At 56.3% G+C, this 22,573-nt stretch carries 24 protein-coding genes and 1 tRNA gene; 16 read left to right on the top strand and 9 right to left on the bottom strand.

What is annotated here, in order from left to right:
• Positions 1-201: 201 nt before the first annotated feature.
• Positions 202-441, top strand: a complete 240-nt coding sequence (locus H7F20_RS08175) for a hypothetical protein (protein ID WP_185785604.1) — start codon at positions 202-204, stop codon at positions 439-441.
• Between the two features lie 84 nt (positions 442-525).
• On the opposite strand, the gene H7F20_RS08170 is transcribed toward H7F20_RS08175, so the two are convergent.
• The 3 genes from H7F20_RS08170 to H7F20_RS08160 form a co-directional block, all read right to left on the bottom strand.
• On the bottom strand, positions 526-1,227 hold the full coding sequence (locus tag H7F20_RS08170; RefSeq protein ID WP_185785603.1) for an intradiol ring-cleavage dioxygenase: 702 nt from the start codon (positions 1,225-1,227) through the stop codon (positions 526-528).
• Between the two features lie 61 nt (positions 1,228-1,288).
• A complete protein-coding gene (locus tag H7F20_RS08165) occupies positions 1,289-2,656 on the bottom strand; it encodes a serine hydrolase (RefSeq protein ID WP_185785602.1) in 1,368 nt (455 codons plus the stop codon).
• Positions 2,657-2,720: 64 nt separating this feature from the next.
• Positions 2,721-3,518: an AraC family transcriptional regulator gene (locus tag H7F20_RS08160; protein WP_185785601.1), complete on the bottom strand. Its 798-nt coding sequence runs from the start codon at positions 3,516-3,518 to the stop codon at positions 2,721-2,723.
• A gap of 88 nt (positions 3,519-3,606) precedes the next feature.
• Between H7F20_RS08160 and H7F20_RS08155 the strand changes: the two genes are divergently transcribed.
• Positions 3,607-4,377 (top strand): class I SAM-dependent methyltransferase, encoded by a 771-nt coding sequence (locus H7F20_RS08155; RefSeq protein ID WP_185785600.1) that lies wholly within the window; start codon positions 3,607-3,609, stop codon positions 4,375-4,377.
• 10 nt (positions 4,378-4,387) lie between these two features.
• Here H7F20_RS08155 and H7F20_RS08150 read toward each other — a convergent pair whose 3' ends face one another.
• The 4 genes from H7F20_RS08150 to H7F20_RS08135 all read right to left on the bottom strand — a co-directional run bounded on the left by H7F20_RS08150 (position 4,388) and on the right by H7F20_RS08135 (position 10,270).
• Complete coding sequence (locus H7F20_RS08150; RefSeq protein WP_185785599.1) at positions 4,388-6,649, bottom strand: molybdopterin cofactor-binding domain-containing protein; 2,262 nt, start codon at positions 6,647-6,649, stop codon at positions 4,388-4,390.
• 43 nt (positions 6,650-6,692) lie between these two features.
• On the bottom strand, positions 6,693-7,160 hold the full coding sequence (locus H7F20_RS08145; protein WP_185785598.1) for a (2Fe-2S)-binding protein: 468 nt from the start codon (positions 7,158-7,160) through the stop codon (positions 6,693-6,695).
• Between the two features lie 113 nt (positions 7,161-7,273).
• Positions 7,274-9,529, bottom strand: a complete 2,256-nt coding sequence (locus H7F20_RS08140) for a xanthine dehydrogenase family protein molybdopterin-binding subunit (RefSeq protein WP_185785597.1) — start codon at positions 9,527-9,529, stop codon at positions 7,274-7,276.
• A gap of 66 nt (positions 9,530-9,595) precedes the next feature.
• Complete coding sequence (locus tag H7F20_RS08135; protein ID WP_185785596.1) at positions 9,596-10,270, bottom strand: hypothetical protein; 675 nt, start codon at positions 10,268-10,270, stop codon at positions 9,596-9,598.
• Between the two features lie 228 nt (positions 10,271-10,498).
• On the opposite strand from H7F20_RS08135, the gene H7F20_RS08130 reads away from it, so the two are divergent.
• The gene (locus H7F20_RS08130; RefSeq protein WP_185785595.1) at positions 10,499-11,050 is read left to right on the top strand and encodes a hypothetical protein; all 552 of its coding nucleotides are present in this window, start codon (positions 10,499-10,501) and stop codon (positions 11,048-11,050) included.
• A 10-nt stretch (positions 11,051-11,060) separates the two neighbouring features.
• Positions 11,061-11,447 (top strand): GerW family sporulation protein, encoded by a 387-nt coding sequence (locus H7F20_RS08125; RefSeq protein WP_185785594.1) that lies wholly within the window; start codon positions 11,061-11,063, stop codon positions 11,445-11,447.
• A 422-nt stretch (positions 11,448-11,869) separates the two neighbouring features.
• On the opposite strand, the gene H7F20_RS08120 is transcribed toward H7F20_RS08125, so the two are convergent.
• A tRNA-Pro gene (locus H7F20_RS08120) sits at positions 11,870-11,946 on the bottom strand.
• A gap of 127 nt (positions 11,947-12,073) precedes the next feature.
• Positions 12,074-12,505 carry an Rrf2 family transcriptional regulator gene (locus H7F20_RS08115; protein ID WP_185785593.1) on the bottom strand — a complete coding sequence of 144 codons (432 nt, stop codon included), beginning with the start codon at positions 12,503-12,505 and terminating at the stop codon, positions 12,074-12,076.
• A 121-nt stretch (positions 12,506-12,626) separates the two neighbouring features.
• Here H7F20_RS08115 and H7F20_RS08110 point away from each other — a divergent pair, with 121 nt between their 5' ends.
• The 12 genes from H7F20_RS08110 to H7F20_RS08055 all read left to right on the top strand — a co-directional run bounded on the left by H7F20_RS08110 (position 12,627) and on the right by H7F20_RS08055 (position 22,378).
• Positions 12,627-13,133: a cytochrome c gene (locus tag H7F20_RS08110; protein ID WP_185785592.1), complete on the top strand. Its 507-nt coding sequence runs from the start codon at positions 12,627-12,629 to the stop codon at positions 13,131-13,133.
• A 6-nt stretch (positions 13,134-13,139) separates the two neighbouring features.
• The gene (locus H7F20_RS08105; protein ID WP_185785591.1) at positions 13,140-13,715 is read left to right on the top strand and encodes a fasciclin domain-containing protein; all 576 of its coding nucleotides are present in this window, start codon (positions 13,140-13,142) and stop codon (positions 13,713-13,715) included.
• 35 nt (positions 13,716-13,750) lie between these two features.
• Complete coding sequence (gene nosZ / locus H7F20_RS08100) at positions 13,751-15,706, top strand: Sec-dependent nitrous-oxide reductase (protein ID WP_185785590.1); 1,956 nt, start codon at positions 13,751-13,753, stop codon at positions 15,704-15,706.
• Positions 15,707-15,790: 84 nt separating this feature from the next.
• Complete coding sequence (locus H7F20_RS08095; protein WP_185785589.1) at positions 15,791-16,387, top strand: hypothetical protein; 597 nt, start codon at positions 15,791-15,793, stop codon at positions 16,385-16,387.
• Complete coding sequence (locus H7F20_RS08090; protein WP_185785588.1) at positions 16,387-16,815, top strand: nitrous oxide reductase accessory protein NosL; 429 nt, start codon at positions 16,387-16,389, stop codon at positions 16,813-16,815. The genes H7F20_RS08095 and H7F20_RS08090 overlap by 1 nt, the downstream gene beginning before the upstream one ends.
• 3 nt (positions 16,816-16,818) lie before the next feature.
• Positions 16,819-17,112, top strand: coding sequence for a cupin domain-containing protein (locus tag H7F20_RS08085; RefSeq protein WP_185785587.1), 294 nt, complete (start codon positions 16,819-16,821; stop codon positions 17,110-17,112).
• Between the two features lie 8 nt (positions 17,113-17,120).
• The gene (locus H7F20_RS08080; protein ID WP_185785586.1) at positions 17,121-18,431 is read left to right on the top strand and encodes a nitrous oxide reductase family maturation protein NosD; all 1,311 of its coding nucleotides are present in this window, start codon (positions 17,121-17,123) and stop codon (positions 18,429-18,431) included.
• Entirely contained in the window at positions 18,428-19,135 is a 708-nt protein-coding gene (locus H7F20_RS08075; protein WP_185785585.1) for an ABC transporter ATP-binding protein, read from the top strand. The genes H7F20_RS08080 and H7F20_RS08075 overlap by 4 nt, the downstream gene beginning before the upstream one ends.
• Positions 19,128-19,910, top strand: coding sequence for an ABC transporter permease (locus tag H7F20_RS08070; protein WP_185785584.1), 783 nt, complete (start codon positions 19,128-19,130; stop codon positions 19,908-19,910). Before H7F20_RS08075 ends, H7F20_RS08070 begins: the two co-directional genes overlap by 8 nt.
• 148 nt (positions 19,911-20,058) lie before the next feature.
• Positions 20,059-20,481, top strand: a complete 423-nt coding sequence (locus H7F20_RS08065; protein WP_185785583.1) for a hypothetical protein — start codon at positions 20,059-20,061, stop codon at positions 20,479-20,481.
• Between the two features lie 104 nt (positions 20,482-20,585).
• Positions 20,586-21,620: a sensor histidine kinase gene (locus H7F20_RS08060; RefSeq protein ID WP_185785582.1), complete on the top strand. Its 1,035-nt coding sequence runs from the start codon at positions 20,586-20,588 to the stop codon at positions 21,618-21,620.
• Positions 21,617-22,378 (top strand): LytTR family DNA-binding domain-containing protein, encoded by a 762-nt coding sequence (locus H7F20_RS08055; protein ID WP_185785581.1) that lies wholly within the window; start codon positions 21,617-21,619, stop codon positions 22,376-22,378. Before H7F20_RS08060 ends, H7F20_RS08055 begins: the two co-directional genes overlap by 4 nt.
• The last annotated feature ends 195 nt before the right edge of the window (positions 22,379-22,573 follow it).

The following is a 22,573-nucleotide window of genomic DNA, read 5'->3' as shown; positions in this document are numbered from 1 at the left end:
TGCGATGCTGCTGCTTATTTAAGCCCCTGTAAATGGAGCCAAACGGCCTTTAAAGGCCTTTAAAGGCCTTTAATAATTTTCTTTTTGTTGGATACTATCAAGCAATCCAACGGACCATATCCATTCTATTGGTTAAAAACGAACATTTACCCCTTGAAAAAATCCAATTAAAGTCTGACCCTTACAATTGCGCTTCTGGTTATGGCTTCAGCAACAGGCCAGAACCAAGCGTCGGGCGACCTGGACAAACTCAACGGGATGCCCATTTTGGAAGCCCATAAGGAATTGATCAAAATGGGGTATGAATTTACCCATTCCAGCCTCTTCAGCAAAAAGCAGCCCTGGTACAACGAAGCGGAGAACGATTGCATCGTCTTTCGGTTTGCCGAAACGGAGGGAAATGCCATAGAATTCATCGTAGCGGACAAGGAAAAGAAATGAATACGCGGCGTACAGGCGGCCCGCAGGGTCCGGGCAACCTGGATTGACGGCGGGCGCCCAGCCAGCTCGGTCGACATTGACCGGTTAATTGTAATCCGGAATATTCATTCCAAGGATCAGGTCCCTGTGGACCGTCAGGATACCGTTCTCCGATTGAGGAAGAACAATCCCCGACCCGCCCCTATTTCTCATGTTGTCACGGACCGCCGGGGTTAGCAACGGGTCGTCTTCAAAATGGTAGGATTCCAGGTAGTAGGGGATCGTTCCCTGTTCCTTTACGGTGAGGTGGATATGTTCCGGCTCCCGTCGGCTGGGATAGGCGCCCGGCCGGAAAGTATACAGGGTATAAGACCCATCAGGGCCTGTCCGCAACCATCCCCGGATGTAACCATGGGTTCGGCCCCAGCCGGTTTCATCCCCCCGTTTCTCGTAGATGCCTTCCCGGTTCGTGTGATAGAAATATAAAATGATGTTTTCTGCCGGCGTTTTGCCATCTGATTCGAACACGGTCCCGGTAAGCTTGATTTTGGGTGTATTGGCTTTAAATCCCGGCAGCGTATCCGTTGAGTGGAGCGTTCGATCCCCGAATTCAAGCAATGCTTCGCACCCTTCACAGGGCCCTCCTACCCTGCGCTCAGCAAGGGAATTGCGTTTTTGCTGCCCGTTGCAACCAAGAATACCGATCGCAAGGATCAGCAGGAGCGTCAGACGGACGGTTTGCCAACAATCCAGGACTGGGCATATCCCCAGGCTGCTTCGTAAAAAAAATAGCGAATTGGAATACATATAGGGTAGGTTACCTACACTATAATTTACAAAATTTATGCCAAGGACCTTCCAATCGGTCTTATTCGGTTTCTGCCCCACCGGAGATTCGTATCCCTTTCCAGCGCACGCCCTGGAAATCCATCAGGATGAAATAGCGGCCATCGGGATCCGGCACGAATTCCAGGGACTCCGCAGAGTTTGGATCCCCGAAAAACACACGTTCGCTTTCCGGGTACAAGACCCCGTTGTATTGTCCTTTCTGATAGACGCGCAGGCTGTCCTGCTCCAGTTTCAGGTCCAGGATCAGGTGGCCTGCTTCCACGAAATCATAGGTGCCCTCGTACCGGCTCAGGATTTCCGGGGCCACTGCCACTGCTTTTCGCTCAACCCGTTCGGGCAGGGGTAACTCCCCCCCGGCCAGGATCAACCGCAGGTCAGTTACCAACTGTTCAAATGGGATCCCATCGTAATTGGCCAGGAAAACCAACTGATAATCCGGCTCAAAACTTCTCTCCACATAGGCCCGCTTGCCCCGGGTGCCCCCGGCATGGGAAATCCGGTTTTCAGCGGCCAGGCCAGCGTGTTTTCCGGGGGCGAGCCATGAGAGGAAGCGATCCAGGTCATCGACCGTGGCATGCAGGTTTCCCTGTTGCAAATCATCGGGAGGAAAACGGTCTTCGCACCGGAGCGAGCCATCCCGGTCCTCGTAGTGTCCGTAGGCATAGTTGCTCAAATAGGTGGTATCCGGCCCGAAATTGCTCCCGGAGGCTTCCATGCCCAGCGGACTAAAGAAGTGTTCCTGCAGATAGGCCGAAAAGGTTTCATCCCCGGAGTATTTCCCGATGATGCGGTACAACAGCTGATACCCGACGTTGGAGTATTGCTCCCGGGTTCCCGGTTTGAATTCCAGCGGTTCCAGGGCTGCGAGGGCCACCAGTTCCCGAGGGGTCTTATCCAGGAGGTTTGTCAATGAATCGTTGAATTCCCTCGGGAGCCCGGAACTGTGGTCCATCAGGTGCCGGATGGTGATTTCACCCCCATTCGGGAAACCCGGCAGGTGGCTCCCGATTGTATCTGACCGTTTGAGTTGCCCCCCTGCCTCCAGTTGCAGAACAGCGGCCTTTGCAAAGAGCTTGGCCACGGATCGCAGGTCGAAGCGACTCTCCGGGGTTACTGCCAGGTGGGCAAGTCCCTTTGAAGGCATGTTATAGGCTTTCCGAAGCAAGAGCTCTCCTTCGGCCCGCAGCAGGACGACCCCATTGAACTGATGCAGGGCCGTCAGCTTTTCCAGGTAGTTGTCTGCCAGGACCGCCCGGGGGTCGGTCGCCACCAAAACGCTTCCCTTGCCACCTGCTTGGGATTGTCCCAGGCCGCCTGCCTGCGATTGTACCGGGCAGGACAGGCCGCTTGCGAGTGTTAAAAGGGCAATAAGGGTATTCCGTATCATCTCCAGATAGTTTATGGCAAAGCAACGGAGATCCTCGCAAAGAACATTGTAAAAATGGAAACCCTCAGTGCCGCAGGAGGAATTCGGGCAGATTGCCGAAAAACCGGGTAGGTGTGACCCCGCAAATGCGCTTGAAGTCCCGGTTGAAGTGCGGCTGGTCAAAATACCCGAACCGGTAACAGAGTTCCGTCATGGAAACCTCCGGGTTTTTGATGCGGAACTTCACCAGCCCCATCATGCGGACGGTAAGGATAAAGTACTTGAGCGAATACAGCACTTCCTGCCTGAATACCTTTCCGAGGTACTGCCGGGACCGCTCAAAGGACTCGCTGAGTTCTTTTACGGTTATCCGCCCTTCCGATTCCGCGATGGCCTGGCACAGCTGCCGGGCCATTTGGGCCCCGGGGGACAATGCATCGGCAGTATCCCTGAAAAAATTATCGGCCAAACCAAAACAAACTTCCGGGGAAGGCGCCTCCATCAATGAGGCATAAAGCCCCTCCAGCCGGGGATATACGGGCAACAAATCGGCAACACCTGGCTTGCCCAGGCGCCCGAAAAAATGGGCATTTGCCCAGGGCTGTGCTTTTACGGTAAAAAATGTCAGGGAGTCCCCGAAGCGGATTTGATAGGGGGGGCGGAGCTGGTGGATCGTAAATACCTTGTAGGGTACCGGTATCCGCGATGGCTTCCCGCCCCAGACAAGCGTGCTTTCCCGTTCCCTGAAAAAGATGAAGTCATAACAGCAATCGTCGATGACCGGGACAAACCGGGAAGTGGCCTGCTCCCCGCTGGAGAAATAATAGTACTCTTTTAAGAGATGCCGGAGCGCAGGTTCGGGGAGGTGGCTTTCGATTTGCATGGAGGAGCCTCGATATAAAGGAATCCGAAAATAACCATAATCCGTCCATTTTGCCAATCACTGTATCTTTAAGGCAAAAACAGTTGCCATGAAACATTTGTGCTACCCGCTTTTTGCCTTCCTGATCCTTTTACCCCTGGGTTCCTGCCGGGGACAGGAGAAGGCCCAAACACCTCCGGAAACACGCGGGGGCGCAGGGCCTGGAACGAAGCAGGAAGAACCGTACACCTATAAGAACGGCAGCGTTTTTGGTACGGGTAAATGGTATATGGGACGTGAAATCGCCCATGTGATGGGCTTTCAGGGGATGCGTTGGCTGGAGCGCCCCGAGCGGGAGGCCGAGGAGCAAACCGCGAAGCTTTTACGCAATATGGATATACAACCCGGGGACATCGTGGCCGATATCGGGGCGGGATCCGGCTACCACGTTTTCAAAATGGCGCCCATGGCGGAGCCGGGCCATATCTATGCCGTCGACATTCAGGAGGAAATGCTCGCTGCCATCCGGAAGAAGAACAGGGAACTGGACCTGAAGAATATCAAGCTGGTCCAGGGGGGCGAAAAAAGCACCAACCTACCTAAAAATACCGTGGATAAGGTCCTGATGGTGGACGTCTACCACGAATTCGCCTTTCCGGTGGAAATGCTCGCGTCCATCCGGGAATCCCTGAAACCCGGGGGGGCCGTCTACCTCATCGAGTACCGGAAAGAGGACCCGGAGGTCCCTATCAAGGAACTGCATAAAATGTCGGAGGCCCAGGCTGTAAAAGAGATGGAAGCAGCCGGTTTTGAACTGCGGCGCAACTTCGGCAACCTGCCCTGGCAGCACTGTATGGTATTCGTGAAAAAAGGCGGCTGAGCCTGGTATGTTAACCCACAAGCGGCGGCTTGTCCGTAATAAAAGGCTGGTTGTAATACCTGCGGCCCGTTGCCTTGTACATGGCATTGGCCAGCGCCCCCATAACCGGCGGGAAAGGGGGTTCCCCCAGCCCTGTCGGGTCTATTTCGTTCTTCACAAAATGCACATCGATGTTTTTCGGCGCCTCGCTGTGGCGGATCAGCCGGTAACGGTCAAAATTGGTTTGTTCCGGTGCCCCGTCCCTGAAGGTCAGCGCACTGTACATGGCGTGGCCGATCCCGTCCACTGCCCCGCCTTCGGCCAGGTTGGTGGCGGCATCCGTGTTGATGACGATCCCGCAGTCGATGGCCGTGCACACCCGGTCAACCACTGGTTTTCCGCCTTCCATTACCACATCCAGTACCTGGGCCACGTAGCTGTCATGGCAGAAATAGGCCGAGACACCCCGGCTCTTGCCGCCGGCATCCTGACCCCAACCTGATTTTTCCCGCACCAGTTCCAGCACGCCCGCATACCGGTCGGCTTCGTAGTCGTTGTTTTCCCCCACCGGGTTCTCCTGGGCCCGTTTGAGCAATTCCAGGCGGAATTCGATCGGGTCTTTCCCGGCCGCTTCGGCCACCTCGTCCAGGAAGGCCTGTTCGGCACCGGCGATAAAGTTCGACCGGGGCGCGCGGAAGGCGCCGGTCGTGATGTTCGATTCAAGCGTCCAGTCCTCTGCCAGGTAGTTCTCCAGCGCTCCCGCCGGGAACCGGTTGGCAAATAGCGGGCTCTCGGGCACCCCGCCGGCTCTTACGTGGAAGGCGGTCATGTTGCCGTCTGCATCCAGGGCCGCCCGGTAAGTGGCCATATAGGCAGGGCGGTAGGTACCCTGGGACATATCGTCTTCCCGGGTGTATACCAGTTTGACGGGTGCCTTCACCCGCTGGGAAATGGCCGCGGCCTCCACCAGGAAATGGCCGTAGAGCCGCCGGCCAAAACCACCGCCCATCCGGGTCATCATGATATCGATTTTTTCCAATGGCATCCCCAGGCGCGCTGCAACCGCCGGCTCCATCCATTCCGGGGTCTGGGTGGGGCCCAGGAGTTCCGCCCGGTCTTCAGTGACATGGGCAAAGAAGTTCATCGGTTCCATGGTGTTATGCGCCAGGAACGGACAGCTGTAGGTGCTTTCAACCACCTTGGCGGCGTTGCGGAAGGCGGCCTCCGGGTCCCCGTCCTTGCGGACAACCCGGCCCGTGCGGGCATTGAGCTCTTCCATCTGCATGCGGTGGTCCGCCGAATTTTCGGCCCCCGCCGGGTGGTTCACCACAATGTCGTTGCCGAAGAAGGTCATGGGGAACGCCTGGTCGGGTGTGGCTTCCCATTCAACGTTCAGGGCTTTTTTGGCCTGAAAGACCTGCCAGGTGGTTTCCCCAAGGACGATGACCAGCTCATTGAAGGCCGTATGGTCAAAGGCGCCCCGGCTGTAATCGTCATCGTAAAGTTTTATGGAGAATACATCCCGGATCCCGGGCATGGACTTCACGCCCTCGGCGTCAAATGACTTTAATTTCATACCGAATGCCGGCGGGTGGACGGGGGACGCAATCAGCATGCCTTCCCGCTGTACGTCCAGGCCATAGAGGGGTTTCCCGGTGACTATTTTCCGGCCGTCCACATTCTTGCGGGCAGTCCCGACAATCTTGAATTCGGAGGGCTCCTTGAGGGTGACTTCCTCCGGTACCTCCAGCAGAGCGGCCGCTGCAGCCATTTCCCCGTAACCGGCAGATTTGCCGCTGGCCTCGTGGTGGAGTACCCCGTCAGAAGTGGTGATTTCTGCAGCGGGCACCTGCCAGGCCTGGGCAGCTGCCTCCCGGAGCATGTGCCTTGCCGTTGCGCCGGCCATCCGCAGTGCGGGCCAGCCGTTGGCGATGGAGCGGCTTCCCCCGGCAACCTGCCAGGTGAAGTTTTCCGTATTCAGGGCCGCCTGTTCCACAATGACGTTGTCCCAGTCCACATCGAGCTCTTCCGCAACGATCATGGGCATGGAGGTTTTTACGTTCTGGCCGATTTCCGGGTTGGGCGACATGATGGTCACTACCCCGTTATCCCCGATTTTGAGGAAGGCATTCATCTCGAACCATTCCTCCGGCATTTCCAGCACGGCCATTTCGGCTGCCTCCTTGGGTTTGCAGGAATTGAGCCAGCTGAAGCCCAGCACCAGTCCGCCCCCGGCCATACTGGTATTCCGGATAAAGGCTCGGCGTCCGATCTTGGTTTGTATATGCGTCATTGTGTGTCTTTTTTGATTCGTTGGGAAGATGGATTTTCCGGGCCTATGCCTCGGAGGAACTGGATGCGGCCAGCTTGATGGCCTTTTTGATCCGCACATAGGTGCCGCATCGGCAGATGTTGCCGTTCATGGCACCTTCGATGTCTGCATCTGTCGGGTTCGGGTTGCTCTTCAGCAGGGCGGCCGCCGACATGATCTGACCGGCCTGGCAGTACCCGCACTGGGGCACGTCCACTTCCAGCCAGGCTTGCTGTACCGGGTGGTCGCCGTTTTCGGAAAGCCCTTCAATTGTGGTGATTTCCTGGTTGCCCACCGAGGATACCGGGAGCATGCAGGAGCGCGTCGCGGTATTCCCCAAATGGATGGTGCAGGCGCCGCACTGTGCGATCCCGCAGCCGTATTTGGTGCCGACCAGGTTAAGGTGGTCGCGGAGGACCCAAAGCAGGGGCGTTGACGGATCGGCATCCACTTCCATGGATTTGCCGTTGATGTTGAGGTTGTATGTTGCCATGGTATCTGAAATTCTTTTAAATATACAATAATTTAGTTCTCGCTGCCAGTCCTTTTTACCAGGTGCCAGCCCTTCTCATAAGTTGCCGGTTGTGGCCTGCAGATGCAGGCAGCCTAGGCTTTCAGCGACAGGGACTTCATAAAGGGCTGGCTGTAAAACCGCCTGCCGGTAGCGCGGTAGAGCGCATTGGCCAGGGCGGCAAACGTCGGGGGGAAGGAAGGTTCCCCCAGCCCGGTCGGGTCGATGCCGTTCTGTACGAAATGGACGTGGATCTCCTTCGGGGCCTCCGCCATCCGGATCATCCGGTACGCGTCAAAGTTGGCCTGTTCCGGTTTTCCGTCGGCAAGGGTCAGCTCCCCGTAGAACGCATTGCCGATGGCGTCCACTACCCCGCCTTCCACGAGGTTCCGGGCCGCATCCGGGTTGACCACGATGCCGCAGTCTACCGCGCAATAAACCCGCTCCACATTTGGCCGCCCATCCACCATTTTCAGGTCCAGGACCTGGGCCACGTAGGTGTTGTGGCAGAAATAGGCAGACACGCCCCGGTAAATCCCCGGTTCCTCCTGCCCCCAGCCGGATTTATCCCGAACGAGTTCCAGCACGCCTGCGTACCGGGCAGGGTCGTAATCGTTGTCTTGCCCCGCAGGGTTTGCCTGCGCCTGCTCCAGGAGTTCCAGGCGCAGTTCAATGGGGTCCTTCCCCATCGCCTCGGCCAGCTCGTCCAGGAAGGACTGTTCGGCGGGGGCCATGAAATTGGACCGGGGGGCCCGGAAGGAGCCCACGGTGATGTTCGAGGGGATTTCCCAATCCTCGGCCAGGTAGTTGGCCACTGCGCCGGCCGGGAACCTGTTGGCATACAGAGGGCTCTCGGGGATGCCCCCGGCATTTACGTGGAAACCCGTCAGCCGGTTGCGGGCATCCAGTGCGGCCCGGTAGGTCGCCTTGTACCTGGGGCGGTAGATGCCGGAGGTCATGTCGTCCTCCCGGGTGTAAACCAGCTTGACCGGTGCCCCGACCTCCTTCGAGATCACGGCGGCTTCCACCAGCCAGTGGGCATAGGAACGGCGGCCGTACCCGCCCCCAAGGCGGGTTATCTGGATGTCGATGTTTTCAAGGGGGATGCCCAGGCGTGCAGAAACGGTCTTCTCGGTGTATTCCGGCTTTTGCAGGGGGCCTGCCAGTTCGGCTTTGTTTTCGGTCACATGGGCAAAGAAGTTCATCGGCTCCATGCAGTTATGTGCCAGGAAGGGGGCCGTATAGTCGCGGCTGATCACCCGGGCCGCATCCCGGAAGGCCGCTTCGGGGTCGCCGTCCCGGCGCTGTTCCCGGATTTCATTTCCCGGCAGGTTCGCGATCTGCGCATCCTGCTGGCCGGTGCTTTCCAGGCCTGCGGGCATCTCCAGGGTCTGCTCCGTCCCGAAACGGTCCCGGACCACCTTTTTTGCAGGGGCTTTCGACCAATTGACTTCCAGGGCATTCCGGGCCTGCATCACCTCCCAGGTGGTTTCCCCAACAATGGCGGCAACCTCGTTAAAGGAACAGGTGTCAAAATATTGCCAGGTATAGTCGTCCGGGTAAACCTTTACCGGAAAGACGCCCCGGATACCAGGCATGTCGCGAATGGATTCCTCATTGACGGCATCCAGCTGCATCCCGAAAGCTGGGGGGTGAACCACCATCGCGATCAGCATCCCCTCCCGGGCCACATCGATCCCGAAGAGCGGTTTTCCCGTCACAATCGCCCTGCCGTCCACATTTTTCCGGGAGGTCCCGATCAGGCGGAATTCCGTAGGGGCTTTTAACAGGGCGCTTTCGGGAACCGGCAGGGAAGCCGCCGCGGTGGCAAAATCCCCGTAACCTGCTTCCCGCCCGCTGGCCTCGTGCAAAAGCCGGCCGCCGCTGGTGCGGATTTCCCCGGCGGGTACCCCCCAATCGGCAGCGGCAGCTTCGATAAGCATCGCGCGCACCGCTGCCCCTGCCCTGCGGAGGGGTTCCCAGCCCTGGCGCAGTGCCTGGCTCCCGCCGATGAACTGGCGGGTATACAATTCGGTGTTGAGGGGTGCCTGTTCCACGGTGACACTGGCCCAGTCTGCATCGAGTTCCTCCGCCACGATCATCGGCATGGAAGTCTTGACGTTCTGCCCCCCTTCGGGGTTCGGGGAGATGATGGTGATCCGGCCGTCCGGGGTAATTTTGATATAGCCATTGAGCTCCACCCAGTCCGCCTCCCCGGGCCCTGGGGCCACTTCCCCGGGATTGCCGCAGGAAGCCATCCAGCTAACCCCTAGCACGAGGCCTCCCCCCGCCAGGGCCGTGGATCTAAAAAACTGTCGCCGGGTAAACGCGGTATTCTGTCTCTTTTGCATGCTTCACAATTTAAAGGGGCGCCAAACCGGGCGCCCCTTTAAATTTACGGATTATTTCACTGGATTTCAGTCTTCCAGTGCTTCCGTGACCTTTTTCACGTACTCCTCCGCGGTTTTATAGGCATCCTTTGGGTCCGACAACTCGGTGGACACCACAAAGACGAGTTGGTTTTCCGCTTCTTCATCCAGGTTGTACCCCACCGTCTCCAGGACATAGGTGGTGGACTTGCTCGTGGTGGTCCCCATGGGGATATACCCGGCCGTGCCGTAATAGGGGCCATAGGCATACGGATACATATAGTAGCTGTTGAAACCGCCGTAATACCCCGGGTAGTAGCCCCCGTAGGCCCTGACCGATACCCCGGTGGTGGAGGTATGTACGGTCTGCTGCTTGTCCTTTACCGTGGTGAGGACAATCGCGTCAAACCCCTCGCTTCGGATCATCGAGAGGACCCGCTGGGCGCGTTCCTCCGAAGGTTCCTGCTGGGGGTTGAGCCGGGGCACTTTTTTGTAGCTTTCGGTTGCACTGATGCCTTTGGCGCTCAAGGCCTCTGCAATTTCAATCTCAAAGGCCGTACGGGCCGCATTGTCCGCGGTCCGGGCGATGACCAGGACTTCCTTTTCTTTGAATTTCGCCAGGGTGGGCGGTTCGGCCTTCCAGGAACTCAGTACTTTGACACCGCCGCAAGCCTGCAGCATCATTGCCCCCAGGGCTATTAAAATAAATCGGGATTTAATCATATTTGGTTCAGAATTTTTCTTTTTATGGGCATCCGGCCTGTAAACCCAAAGGTGGTAAAGCTGATTGCCATGATTTTCAAATATAAAGCAGTTCCTGCAAAGAACCGGCGCGAATATCTGCTGAATCCACAACTTTGCCCCTTATTTCCCGTTGGGTGCAGAGACGGGCAGCCCCTATCTGCCTGTTGGTACACCCGAAGTATAAAACTGGCTTCCTGACCCAGGTCATTGTCGAAATTCAAATTGCAGGGTTCCTTTGCCGAAAAAGGAAAAATGTACCTGATCGCCATCCTGGTTTTCCTGATGCTGCTGTTGGTCGGCCTGTTGTTGCTCCCCCTGGAAGTATACCTCAATACCGGCACGAACGAATATTGGGCCCGGTGGCGGGGACTGGTCCGGGTACGTGTGGAAGGTGACCCGGAAAACATCCTGCGGATACGCCTGCAGGCCTTCTTCCGGAATTTCTACTTCTACCCGCTAAAAGCACGGCCCACCCACAAACCGGCAGATACTGAAAAAAAGAAGCAGAAACGGAAATCTTCGCGGAAGCGGCCGGGGTTTCGGAAAATCATCCGCATCCTGAGGACCTTCCGGGTACGGGAACTAACCCTGTACCTGGATACCGGAAATTTCCCGCTGAATGCCAAACTCTATCCGGCTTTTGCACTCCTCAACGGCCGGCTGGGGAATTTCAACTGCAACTTCGAGGGAAGGAACCAATTGGTGGTGCACCTGGAAAACAGGCCCCTCCGATTACTTAAATCATTCATTAACAATTAAATAATACATCATGGAACTGCATTTCGAAGAATTACTGGGTAAGATTACCGACTTCATCAAGTCGGAGGCAAAAACCGAAACCATCATCGGGGAGCCCTTTGATCTGGGTGCCTTCAAGTGCGTGCCCGTCATCAAGGTGGGCATGGGCTTTGGTACCGGTGCCGGCGAAGGCGAAGGCTTTGACGCCAAAAACCACAAGGGAAAAGGCCAGGGCGGTGGCGCTGGTGCCGGGGTTGGCATCGAGCCCATGGGATTCCTGGTCACCCGGGGAGAGGAGATTTCCTTCCTCGCCGCCGGCAAGACCCACGGGCTGGCTGCAGCCTTTGAAAAGGTACCCGACCTGATCGAGAAACTGGCCAAAAACAAAAACCGCAAGGAAGAAGCTGAAATGGCCTAGGGGTTTATTCATTGAATCATCGGCCGGATGGGTGTGCAGGTTCTGTGTGCTTGTCCGGTTTTTCCCCTTTTATTTTTCGATCCGCTTGTGAAAATGGGTTTTCTGCGGGTTTGGGATTTCGCCTCGCAGGGCTCGGCGCAATCCTGGGCATCCTTGGGTGCAAACAGAGGGCCGAACGGACGCAAAAGGTCCGGTGGACCTTTTGTAGTGAGGAGCCTGCTGGTGTGTTGGCCGTTCAAGGACGATGAGACTTCGGATTTCGACTCCCGTTGGTCGGCGCAATCCGTTTTATCCCTCATTGCAAATAGAAAAGCGGGCGTTATGACGCCCACTCGTTTTTTACTCCTCCCAGCTTACGAAAGAAACCTTTCGACGCTGGTCGAAATAAAAAACGGTTTGCTCTCGCAAACCGCTTTTCTGCTTGGTCGGGATGACAGGATTTGAACCTGCGACCCCTTCGTCCCGAACGAAGTACGCTACCGGACTGCGCTACATCCCGAAACCGGTGGGCAAAGATAAAACTTTTGTTGGATTCCGGACAAAATTCCGGGGATGGATCTGCGCGAAACATGTACCGTATAGGGAGGATTTCACGACGAGCCAGCAGATTCACCGGCAATGGGCTATCAGAGCGGAAAATAGGGCGCTTCGCCCCTGTAGTCTTCGGCGAGCTTTTGAAGGGTGGTGTTTTCCAGTACGCTGTTGAATGCCGACTTCCCTGGCCCGACCAGGTGGTGCAGCGCACAGGGATTGGACATGTCGCAATGGGCGATGCCCAGCACGCAGGCATTTACATTATCCGGCCCGTCGATGACCTTAACGATATCCATCAACGTCCGTTGCCGGTTGGAATCGGTGGTATAAAAGCCCCCTCCCCTGCCCTTGGTAGATGAAATGATGCCATGACGGGAGAGTTCCTGCAGCAGCTTGGCCAGGTAGGATTCGGAAACATTCACCTTCTGGTGCATGTCGCGGACAAGGACCTTTTTATCCTTATCTGTATTCAGTGCCAGATAGATGGCCGCCTTGATGGCGTATTTGGATGATTTTGAGAGCATGCCGCAATTTCGGTTTATTTATATAAAGATCAAAAGATATTTTTATCCTTTTTATGATATATATCATCTTTTTCCCCTGATTCTCCCAGTAATTTTGATTCGAATTGTAATCCCATATGGTATGAAAAGATACATGAAATACCCCACCCTGCTACTGGTCCTCCTCATCATGAGTTGCGGCGGGAAGGAAGAAAAGAAAAACGACGGATTTGAAATGCAACGCAAATCCGAACCTGCTGCCGCCCCCGCCACCACCCCGGAACCAGGGGTGAACGCCTCGGAACGGGTGGCCCTGGACAACAAGGGCGTGGGCCCTGTCCAGTCGGTAACCCTGGATCCTGATGTGGATACCGGCATGGCAGCCGAAGGCGAGAAAATTTACAACCAGATGTGCCTGGCCTGTCATAAAATAGGCAAACGCTTCATCGGGCCTCCCCCCAACGGCATCCTGGAACGCCGCACGCCGGAATGGGTCATGAATATGATCCTGAACCCGGAAGTGATGGTCAAGGAGGACCCGCTTGCCAGGGACCTGCTGATGGAATTCAACGGCTCGCCCATGGCCAACCAGGGCCTGACCGAGGAACAGGCCCGCGCTGTGCTCGAATACTTCAGAACCTTAGAATAGCTAACTATGAAAACACCCAAGCAATTAACCGTTTTTCTGGGCGCATGCCTGATTTTGCTCGCTTTTGGCAGCTGCAAGGATACAGGCAGGGACGCCGCCACCCCGGAACCCGAAGTTTCCGGTGAACCCGCCCGTACCGGGCAGGCATTTATTGAAGACGACGTCTCCCGTCCCACCGTCCTGAGCATTGCCATCGGGTCGGAAGACCACAGCACGCTCGTGGCTGCCGTCCAGGCCGCCGAATTGGAAAATGCCCTGGTCAATGCCGGGCCCCTGATGGTCTTTGCACCTACCAATGAGGCGTTTGACGCACTGCCTGAGGGTACGGTGGAGGACCTGCTCAAGCCCGAGAACAAGGCAGTCCTGGCAAACATCCTGAAATACCATGTGACCCCCGGGAATTACAGCAAGGAGTTTTTGAAGAAATTCAAAAAACTCGGCCAGGCCAACAACCAGGACGTAGCCGTCGAAGTCAAAGGGGACGAGGTATATGTAGGGGGCGCCCGGATCCTTGCGAGTGTACCGGCCGGCAATGGGATTGTCCATGTGGTGGACAAGGTACTGCTGCCCCCCGCTGAATAACAACCATCAATGCAATTAACATAAACACCAAAAAAATGACACGATTCAAATACACCATTGCAACGTTCCTGGTTGCCTCCCTGTTTTTTGTAAGATGCGGGGAAGGGGGCCAGGGTTCCAACGGGGCCCTTACCTCGAACGCGGCAGAACGCGTATATGTAGCCCCCGGGGAACACGACGAATTCTACGCCTTTATCTCGGGCGGCTTCAGCGGCCAGCTCTCGGTTTACGGCCTGCCTTCCGGACGCCTTTTCAAGGTAATCCCGGTGTTTTCGCAGGACGCCGAAAAGGCCTACGGGTACAACGAAGAGACCAGGCCCATGCTGAACACCTCCCACGGGTTTATTCCCTGGGATGACTCCCACCACCCGGATATCTCGCAAACAGCGGGCGAACTGGATGGCCGCTGGGTATTTATCAACGGGAACAATACCCCGCGGATTGCCAAAGTAGACCTGAGCCTTTTTGAGACCACGGAGATCATCGAGGTGCCCAACAGCGCCGGGAACCACAGTTCCGCCTTTGTGACCGAAAACACGGAATACGTGGTGGCGGGGACCCGTTTCTCGGTACCCATCCCCCAGCGGGATATGCCCATATCCGAATACAAGGGAAATTTCAAGGGGGCCCTCACCTTTATCAGTGTGGACCCGGAGGATGGCGGGATGGATATCAAATTTCAGCTGATCATGCCGGGGTTTGATTACGACCTTTCCCACCCTGGACGGGGCAAATCCCACGGCTGGTTCTTCTTTACCACTTATAACACGGAAGAGGCCAATTCCCTGCTGGAGGTGAACGCCTCCCAGAACGACAAGGATTTCATTGCGGCCGTCAACTGGAAGAAAATCGAGGAATATGTAAACAACGGGGGCGGTACGCTGATGCCGGCCAATTACGCCCACAACGTGTATGACGAGAGTACCCAGATGGCCACTTCGACCATGAAGAAGGAGGTCCGCGTGGTAAACCCGGCGGATGTCCCCGGGGCCGTATTCCTGTTGCCAACCCCGAAATCCCCCCACGGATGTGATGTGGACCCTTCCGGGGAATATATTGTCGGGAACGGGAAATTATCGGCGGACCTGACAGTGCATTCCTTTACCAGGATGCTGGAAGCCATCGAGAATGAAAAATACGACGGGGACGCCTACGGCATCCCGATCCTGAGTTTTGAGGATGTACTGGCAGGCACGGTCAGCCAGCCCGGCCTGGGCCCACTCCATACGGAGTTCGACGGGGAGGGAAATGCGTATACCACCTTCTTTATCTCCTCTGAAGTGGTCAAATGGAAACTGGGTACCTGGGAAGTGGTAGACCGCCAGCCCTGTTTTTATTCTGTCGGGCACCTGATGATCCCGGGCGGAAACTCCCGGAAACCCTTCGGCAAATACGTAGTGGCTATGAACAAGATTACCAAGGACCGCTACCTGCCCACCGGGCCGGAGGTGACCCAATCGGCCCAGCTCTACGACATCTCCGGGGATAAGATGGAACTGCTGCTGGATTTCCCGACGGTTGGGGAACCCCACTATGCCGCGGGGATTGCCGCGGATATCGTCAAGGCACGGTCCAAGAAGATCTTTGAGCTCAAAGACAACAAGCACCCCTATGGTGTTTCCACCGATGCCGATGTCCGGGTGGAACGCGATGGCAAGGATGTTCATATTTACATGACCACAATCCGAAGCCATTTCAACCCGGACAATATCGAGGGGGTCAAGGTGGGCGACAAGGTCTACTTCCACGTCACCAACATGGAACAGGACTATGATGTTCCCCACGGGATTTCGATGATCGGGGCAAATACCTCCGAATTGCTGATCATGCCCGGACAGACCGAGACCTTTGTCTGGGAACCCAAACAACCCGGTGTCTGGCCGTTTTACTGTACGGACTTCTGCTCGGCCCTGCACCAGGAAATGCAGGGATACGTCCGCGTGTCCCCGGCCAACTCCAATACGGAGCTGACCTGGTCGCTGGGCGAATAAGCCCCGTAAAACCCGGGATAGCCATATCCTGATAATCAGAGGGCCGGCTCAGGCCGGCCCTTTTAACCTTCAGAACCCGAAGCCATGAAAAAAGGACGATTAATGATGTTTGCAGCGGCCCTGCTACCCCTGCTCCTCTTTGTCTTCCCCTTGTGGAAGATCACCCTGGAAGCTCCGCAGTACCCGACACCCCTGGGAATGTATATCCATATCAACGACTTTACCGATGCCAACCCCCACGACATCAAGAACATCAACCTGATGAACCATTATGTGGGGATGAAGTATATCCCCGATGCCATCCCGGAATTCAAGATCTTCCCCATAGGGATCATCCTGACCTCGCTGATCGGGCTGTTGATCGCCTGGAAAGGGACTTATAAATGGTACCTCTACTGGTTCCTCATGATGCTTCTGGTAAGTTCGGCAGGGCTGGTTGATTTCTATCTCTGGGAGCATGACTACGGCCATGACCTGGACCCGCGGGCCATCATGAAGTTCACCAACCCCGACGGGTCCGTAATGGGCTTCCAGCCGCCTTTTTTTGGCACGAAGCACATCCTGAATTTTACGGCCCACTCCTATCCGCAGGCAGGTGCCTATTTCCTGGCCGCCGGGATCCTCCTCGGGTTTGTGGCGTACCGGATGGGACGCAGGTCGAAACATAAAATTACGGCATGATGAAACGATGGATACCCCTACTTCTTATTGCGATCCTGTCTGCCTGCCAGACCGGGCCCCGGCCCATCGCCTACGGGACGGATGGTTGCCATTTCTGCCGGATGACCATCGTGGACAGGCAACACGCTGCCGAGTTAGTCACCGACAAGGGCAAGGTCTATAAGTTCGATGCCACCGAGTGCATGATCAACTACCTCCGGGAGGTACCCGGCGTGGAGATGGCCCATTACCTGGTCACCGATTTTGCCAATCCCGGCGGCCTGACCGATGCCCGGGAGGCTTCCTACCTGATCAGCGAAAACCTGCCGAGCCCCATGGGCGCCTACCTGACGGCCTTTGCACACCCCGGGGATGCCCGGGAGGCCCTGGCGCGGTTCGGCGGTGAACTCTACGACTGGCAACAAGTCAGAAAAACTATAAACCCCTAGCACATGTACCAAAAAGACGATACCATCCTCCGCCAACCCATGGACCAGTTGCAAATCCGCAGGCTGTCCGTGGAAAACACCCCGGAAGTGCTGAGCATCAGCCTGGAAAAGGCTGCGGTTTTCCCGGAACACGTCTCCCCCAGGGATGCTCTCCTGGTGGTCCTGGAAGGGTCCATTGATTTCCAGATCCGGGATGCCTCCTACCGGCTGGACAGGTTGGAGGCTTTGCGGTTTGAGCGGGATACGCCCCACCGGGTTACAGCCTGTACCGATTCGAAATTCCTGATCATCCGATAACTGCCCACATGGCAAAGCGCCTAACATATCTGAGACCCCGGGTTGCACCCCACGGCAGCACCTTCCCCGATGCAGCAGGCGCGCTTAGCTTAATTTTGCTATTAACCCTGTGCCTGACCTGGGTGCCGGCCCTGGCCCAACCGGGCACTATTCGGGTATGCCCGGACTGCGGGGTAAGCAGCCTCCGGGAAGCCATCGCCCTGGCCACGGCCCACGATACGCTGCTGATCGGGGCGGGTACTTACCGGGAATCGGAAATCGCCATCGACAAACCCCTTACTTTGATCGCGGAGGGGCGGGCCGTCATCGACGGGGAAAAAAAAGGCGAAGTGATTACCATCGAGGCGGACAGCGTCACCATCGACGGCCTCGAAGTGCGGAATGTGGGGGTCAGCTACACCCGCGACAATGCCGCCATCCGGGTGGTCAACAGCCGGGCCTTTACCATCCGGAACGTCGTGATGGAAGGCCTGTTTTTTGGAATCTACCTGGAAAAGTCTCGTGAAGGCCTCGTGGAGGACAATACCATCCGGGGCGAGGCCGAGGAAGAATTCAATTCGGGAAACGGGATCCAGTTGTGGTACTGCAAGGATGTGGTGGTTACCGGCAATATTGTTAAAAGGGTACGGGACGGGATCTACCTGGAATTTTCCGACCGGATACTGATCGAAAACAACACCAGTGCCGATAATATCCGCTACGGACTGCATTTTATGTTCTCCAATGACGACCAGTACCGGAACAACCGGTTTGAGAACAACGGGGCCGGGGTGGCCGTGATGTTTTCAAAACACATTGAAATGCACAGCAACACCTTCCGGAAAAATTGGGGAACCGCCAGTTTCGGGTTGTTGCTCAAGGAGATAAACGATGCCGAGATCACCGGGAACACCTTTGAGGAAAACACGGTAGGCATCAGCATTGAGGGGTCCAACCGCATTGCATACCGCGGGAATGTATTCGCCAATAACGGTTGGGCCATCAAGGTCCGGGGGGCCTGCTACGCAAATACGTTCAGCGGCAATGACTTTCTACACAACGCCTTTGACGTCTCCTACAACAGCAATGTGAACGACAATGTATTCCGGGGCAACTTCTGGAGCGATTACGCGGGCTACGACCTGGACAGGGACGGCCGGGGGGACGTCCCCTACCGACCGGTAAAACTGTTCTCCTATATCGTGAACCGCACACCGGAAACCATCGTCCTCCTCAGGAGCCTGTTTATGGACCTGATCGATTTCTCGGAAAAAGTATCCCCCGTCTTTACGCCGGATAACCTGGTGGACCCGTACCCCAAAATGAAACGCAACCTATGATACAGATTAAAAACCTGCACAAGCGATTCGGAAAAAACCAGGTCCTCGAGGGGCTGGCCCTGGACTTGAAGCCAGGCGGCATCTACGCCGTACTCGGGCCAAACGGGTCCGGGAAGACCACGCTCATCAAGTGCATACTCGGGATGGTGCTCCCCGACCGCGGAACGATCTCGGTGGGCGGGGCCGATATCCGCAGGAACCCGGGGTACCGGGAAGCGATCAGCTACCTGCCCCAGATTGCCAGTTTCCCGGGCAACCTGCGGGTTGGCGAACTCATCGACATGATCCTCGACCTGAGGAAACAAACCGCAGACCCGGCCCCCCTGATCGGGATGTTCCGCCTGGAACCCCACCTGGACAAGCGGCTCAGTGCTTTGTCCGGGGGAACGCTCCAAAAAGTGAATCTGGTGCTGACCTTTATGTTCGACACCCCGCTCTATATCCTGGATGAACCGACCACCGGCCTGGACCCCGCCTCCCTGATCCGGCTGAAGGAACGCATCCACTCAATGAGGGAGCAGGGGAAAACCCTCCTGGTCACCACCCATATCATGCAGTTTGTGGAAGAGGTAGCCGACCAGGTCATCTACCTGCTCGAAGGCAAAATCTATTTCCGGGGAACGCTGGACGCACTGAAGAACAAAACCGGGCAGCAGGATGTGGAGCACGCCATTGCGGCCATAGCGATGAAAGACCATGTTTAAAATACTCAAATACAGCTTTTACGACCTGATGCGGAGCCGGTGGAGCTATGTCTATTTCATCTTCTACCTGGCCCTTGGCTTTATGTTGCTGTTCCTGAACAACGACCTCTCCAAAGCGGTGATCACCCTGATGAATGTGATCATCGTCCTGGTACCCCTGATCGCAACCATTTTCGGGGTGATGTATTTCTACAATTCCCGTGAATTCACCCAGTTGCTGCTCGCCCAGCCCCTGAAACGGACGCAAATCTTCCTGGGCCAGTATTTCGGGGTGGCCGGTTCCCTGTGCCTGAGCCTCGTTTTGGGCCTGGGCATCCCCTTTGTTTTTTACGGCCTGTTCAAAAGCAGCGCCATCTGGGATTTCGGGCTGCTGCTGGTGACGGGTGGCTTCCTCACACTGATATTCACTGCCCTGTCCTTCAATATCGCCCTGTCCAATGCGAACAAGATCAAGGGGTTTGGATACGCCGTGCTCCTGTGGCTCTTCCTTGCCGTGATCTACGACGGGCTCTTCCTTTTGTCGCTCATCCTCTTCGAGGCCTACCCCCTGGATAATTTCTCCCTGGCCGGGACGCTGCTCAACCCCATCGACCTGTCCCGCACACTGATCCTGCTGAAACTCGATATCTCGGCTTTGCTGGGATATACCGGGGCGGTATTCAAACAATTTTTCGGCACGGAGGCCGGCTTGCTGATCTCCCTCGGGGTGCTGCTCCTCTGGACGGGGCTTCCCATCTGGTGGCTCACCCGGCAAGCGCGGCGGAAGGATTTTTGACGCCTCCGGGAAAACTTCACCCTGGGATCCGGATGCTTCACCACCAAATTCGGACGCTTCGGTCAGAACAACCCTCCCGACGCATGGATGCCGGCCTATATTTGTCCCGTAAATCATTGAAAACACAATTCTTTAAAATTTATATACCATGAAAATTGCAACACTCGTTTTAGGTTTCAGCCTGCTGGGAAGTTCGGTTTTCCCGCTTAGCGCAAACACCGACTGCCATAACATATATCCGGGACCCTGCCACGACCTGGTCGCCGAGATGAACCAGGAATTCGAAGCCAGCCTGCGGGCCCAGTCGGAAGTCCTGGACCTCGATGCGCGGACGCTGGAGACCGTAGAAGCGGAGGCGGACATCGACCTGGGTTTTGATCCGTCGGCCTACCTGCCGGAGGACTTTGATGCCTACGCCGGGAAGCTTTCCGACCATGAGGTCCCTGCCCTGATCAAGGTGGAAGAAACCGTCGACCTGGGTTTTGACACCACGCCCTACCTGCCTGCCGGGTTTGACCCGTACCTGGGCCAGTCGGTAACCGATACCCGTACCGCCGAAAGGATTCAATAAGTACGTTGATTGTTTGATTGAGGGGCCCCGGCCCCGCACTTCGGGCCCCCGCTACTCAGGGGGCCCCTTTTTATAGTACATTTAACACCGAATACAGATCGATCATGGCTGCCAAACCCATCAAACAAGCGACCATCCTCCGGATATCCCTCCTGCTGGCCCTGCTGGTGTCCATCCCGAGGAACGTGTACCTATACAACATGATGATCGAAGGGAAGATGGGATTTTCGGGTATCTGGTTTGCGGATTTCCTGTTCCGCATCGCCTTTCTGGTAACCTTCGGCTGGCTCATCCTCCAGCTGAATGCGAACCTCGCCTATACCCGGGTTACCTGGCCCCCCTACCTGCGGTTTACCGCTCTGATCCTGGCCGATATCGGTATCCTGGTCCTGTTTATTGCTCTCTGGGAATTCCTGCACGGCTTCCTGGCGGAAACCGAGCTGACCCGGGAGGACATCGGCTTCCTCAAATTCCGATATGCCATTCTGCTGCTGGTGTTGTTTTTTATAGCGCGTATCCTCCGGCTGCAGACCGAACAGCAGGAAAACCTCATTGAATACGAACGCCTCAAGCAACAGAACCTGCAGAATGAGCTCGCAGCCATCAAGAACCAGGTGGACCCGCACTTCCTGTTCAATTCCCTGAACTCCCTGACTTCCCTGATCCGGGACAATGAACCCGCCACCAAGTTTGTCCGCAAGCTCTCGCACATGTACCGGTACATCCTTCAGAGCGGGGACAACAACCTGGTCCCGGTCCGCGAGGAGCTCAAGTTCCTGGAAAGCTATACCTACCTGATCAAAACCCGGTACCGCGACCGGTTCGACATCGGCCTGGACATCGCCCCGGAACTATTGTCCGCCACCATACCGCCCCTGGCCCTCCAACTCCTGGTGGAGAATGCGGTGAAACACAATGAAATATCCGAATCCAACCCGCTGAAGGTGGAAATCTATTCGGAGGGTGACTCCCTGGTGGTGGCCAACAAGATCCGCGAAAGGACCTCCCTCCCGGACCAGACGGGCTATGGGCTGACCAACCTGCAGAAGCGGTTTTCACTGATCAAGAAAACGGATATCGTGATCCGCAGGACAGCCGATACCTTTACGGTTACCCTGCCCTTAAAGCCTGTCGCATGAAAGTGGTCATCATCGAGGACGAACTGGCCGCCAGCGAAAACCTGGCCTACCTCCTGGGGCGCATTGACCCGGGGATCCGGATCCTAACCGTCCTGGATTCGGTAAAGGCTTCCGTGGACTACTTTGGTGGCGGAGGGGAAGCCGACCTGATCTTTATGGACATTCACCTGGCCGACGGCCTTTCCTTTGAGATATTTGAGCAGGTGCCCATCCATTCGCCGGTGGTCTTTACCACGGCCTACGACCAGTACGCCCTGAAGGCCTTCAAGGTCAACAGCATCGACTACCTGCTCAAACCCATCGACCCGGAGGACCTCAGAAAGGCCCTCAAGCAATTCCACGACCAGAAGGAAGCCCCAGCCATCCGGGAAGAGCAGGTGTCCGGGTTGCTCGAGCTGCTCAACCGCGGGTCGCGTACCTACAAATCCACCCTCCTGGCTGCCCACCGGGACGAGCTCATCCCCCTTAAGACGGCGCAAATCGCCTATATCCATATCGATACGGGCATCGTGAAGGCCACCACCTTTGAACGGCAGTCCCATGCACTGGACGGCAAACTCGAGGAGCTGGAAGCTTCCCTGGACCCGTCCCGATTTTTCCGCGCCAACCGGCAGTTCCTGGTCAACCGGGATGCCATAGCCAACATCAAATACTACTTCAACGGGAAGCTGATCCTGCAGCTCAACCCGCCCTCCGGGGAACGCGTGGTGGTCAGCAAGGCCAAAGCCCCGGAATTCAAGGAGTGGATCAACTCCTGAGGGGGGGCTTCAGCACCCCTCCCCTTTCGGCCAGGGCTTCCGGTCCAGCCGGCAAATTCGAATAATTATCCACATTGGACCTTTCCTAAGGCATGTCAATACATTGAAAAACAGGCAAATTTTGCCCGTAATTTCTATGGAATCCCGTTTTTATGCCACCAGATTCCCCCAACCCCGCAAATTGATAGCGGAAAC

Source organism: Robiginitalea sp. SC105 (genome assembly GCF_014243345.1).
GTDB lineage: Bacteria > Bacteroidota > Bacteroidia > Flavobacteriales > Flavobacteriaceae > Robiginitalea.
The sequence above is the reverse complement of the archived record's forward strand: the minus strand, read 5'-3'. Positions and strand labels throughout refer to the sequence as shown.

Coding starts and splice junctions, on each gene's coding strand:
- H7F20_RS08165 (WP_185785602.1), bottom strand. CDS start 2,656: ATGATACGGAATACCCTTATTGCCCTTTTAACACTCGCAAGCGGCCTG.
- H7F20_RS08115 (WP_185785593.1), bottom strand. CDS start 12,505: ATGCTCTCAAAATCATCCAAATACGCCATCAAGGCGGCCATCTATCTG.
- H7F20_RS08170 (WP_185785603.1), bottom strand. CDS start 1,227: ATGTATTCCAATTCGCTATTTTTTTTACGAAGCAGCCTGGGGATATGC.
- H7F20_RS08095 (WP_185785589.1), top strand. CDS start 15,791: ATGAAAAAAGGACGATTAATGATGTTTGCAGCGGCCCTGCTACCCCTG.
- nosZ (WP_185785590.1), top strand. CDS start 13,751: ATGACACGATTCAAATACACCATTGCAACGTTCCTGGTTGCCTCCCTG.
- H7F20_RS08150 (WP_185785599.1), bottom strand. CDS start 6,649: ATGACGCATATACAAACCAAGATCGGACGCCGAGCCTTTATCCGGAAT.
- H7F20_RS08140 (WP_185785597.1), bottom strand. CDS start 9,529: ATGCAAAAGAGACAGAATACCGCGTTTACCCGGCGACAGTTTTTTAGA.
- H7F20_RS08085 (WP_185785587.1), top strand. CDS start 16,819: ATGTACCAAAAAGACGATACCATCCTCCGCCAACCCATGGACCAGTTG.
- H7F20_RS08090 (WP_185785588.1), top strand. CDS start 16,387: ATGAAACGATGGATACCCCTACTTCTTATTGCGATCCTGTCTGCCTGC.
- H7F20_RS08070 (WP_185785584.1), top strand. CDS start 19,128: ATGTTTAAAATACTCAAATACAGCTTTTACGACCTGATGCGGAGCCGG.
- H7F20_RS08125 (WP_185785594.1), top strand. CDS start 11,061: ATGGAACTGCATTTCGAAGAATTACTGGGTAAGATTACCGACTTCATC.
- H7F20_RS08055 (WP_185785581.1), top strand. CDS start 21,617: ATGAAAGTGGTCATCATCGAGGACGAACTGGCCGCCAGCGAAAACCTG.
- H7F20_RS08110 (WP_185785592.1), top strand. CDS start 12,627: ATGAAAAGATACATGAAATACCCCACCCTGCTACTGGTCCTCCTCATC.
- H7F20_RS08080 (WP_185785586.1), top strand. CDS start 17,121: ATGGCAAAGCGCCTAACATATCTGAGACCCCGGGTTGCACCCCACGGC.
- H7F20_RS08065 (WP_185785583.1), top strand. CDS start 20,059: ATGAAAATTGCAACACTCGTTTTAGGTTTCAGCCTGCTGGGAAGTTCG.
- H7F20_RS08075 (WP_185785585.1), top strand. CDS start 18,428: ATGATACAGATTAAAAACCTGCACAAGCGATTCGGAAAAAACCAGGTC.
- H7F20_RS08155 (WP_185785600.1), top strand. CDS start 3,607: ATGAAACATTTGTGCTACCCGCTTTTTGCCTTCCTGATCCTTTTACCC.
- H7F20_RS08060 (WP_185785582.1), top strand. CDS start 20,586: ATGGCTGCCAAACCCATCAAACAAGCGACCATCCTCCGGATATCCCTC.
- H7F20_RS08145 (WP_185785598.1), bottom strand. CDS start 7,160: ATGGCAACATACAACCTCAACATCAACGGCAAATCCATGGAAGTGGAT.
- H7F20_RS08105 (WP_185785591.1), top strand. CDS start 13,140: ATGAAAACACCCAAGCAATTAACCGTTTTTCTGGGCGCATGCCTGATT.
- H7F20_RS08135 (WP_185785596.1), bottom strand. CDS start 10,270: ATGATTAAATCCCGATTTATTTTAATAGCCCTGGGGGCAATGATGCTG.
- H7F20_RS08160 (WP_185785601.1), bottom strand. CDS start 3,518: ATGCAAATCGAAAGCCACCTCCCCGAACCTGCGCTCCGGCATCTCTTA.
- H7F20_RS08175 (WP_185785604.1), top strand. CDS start 202: ATGGCTTCAGCAACAGGCCAGAACCAAGCGTCGGGCGACCTGGACAAA.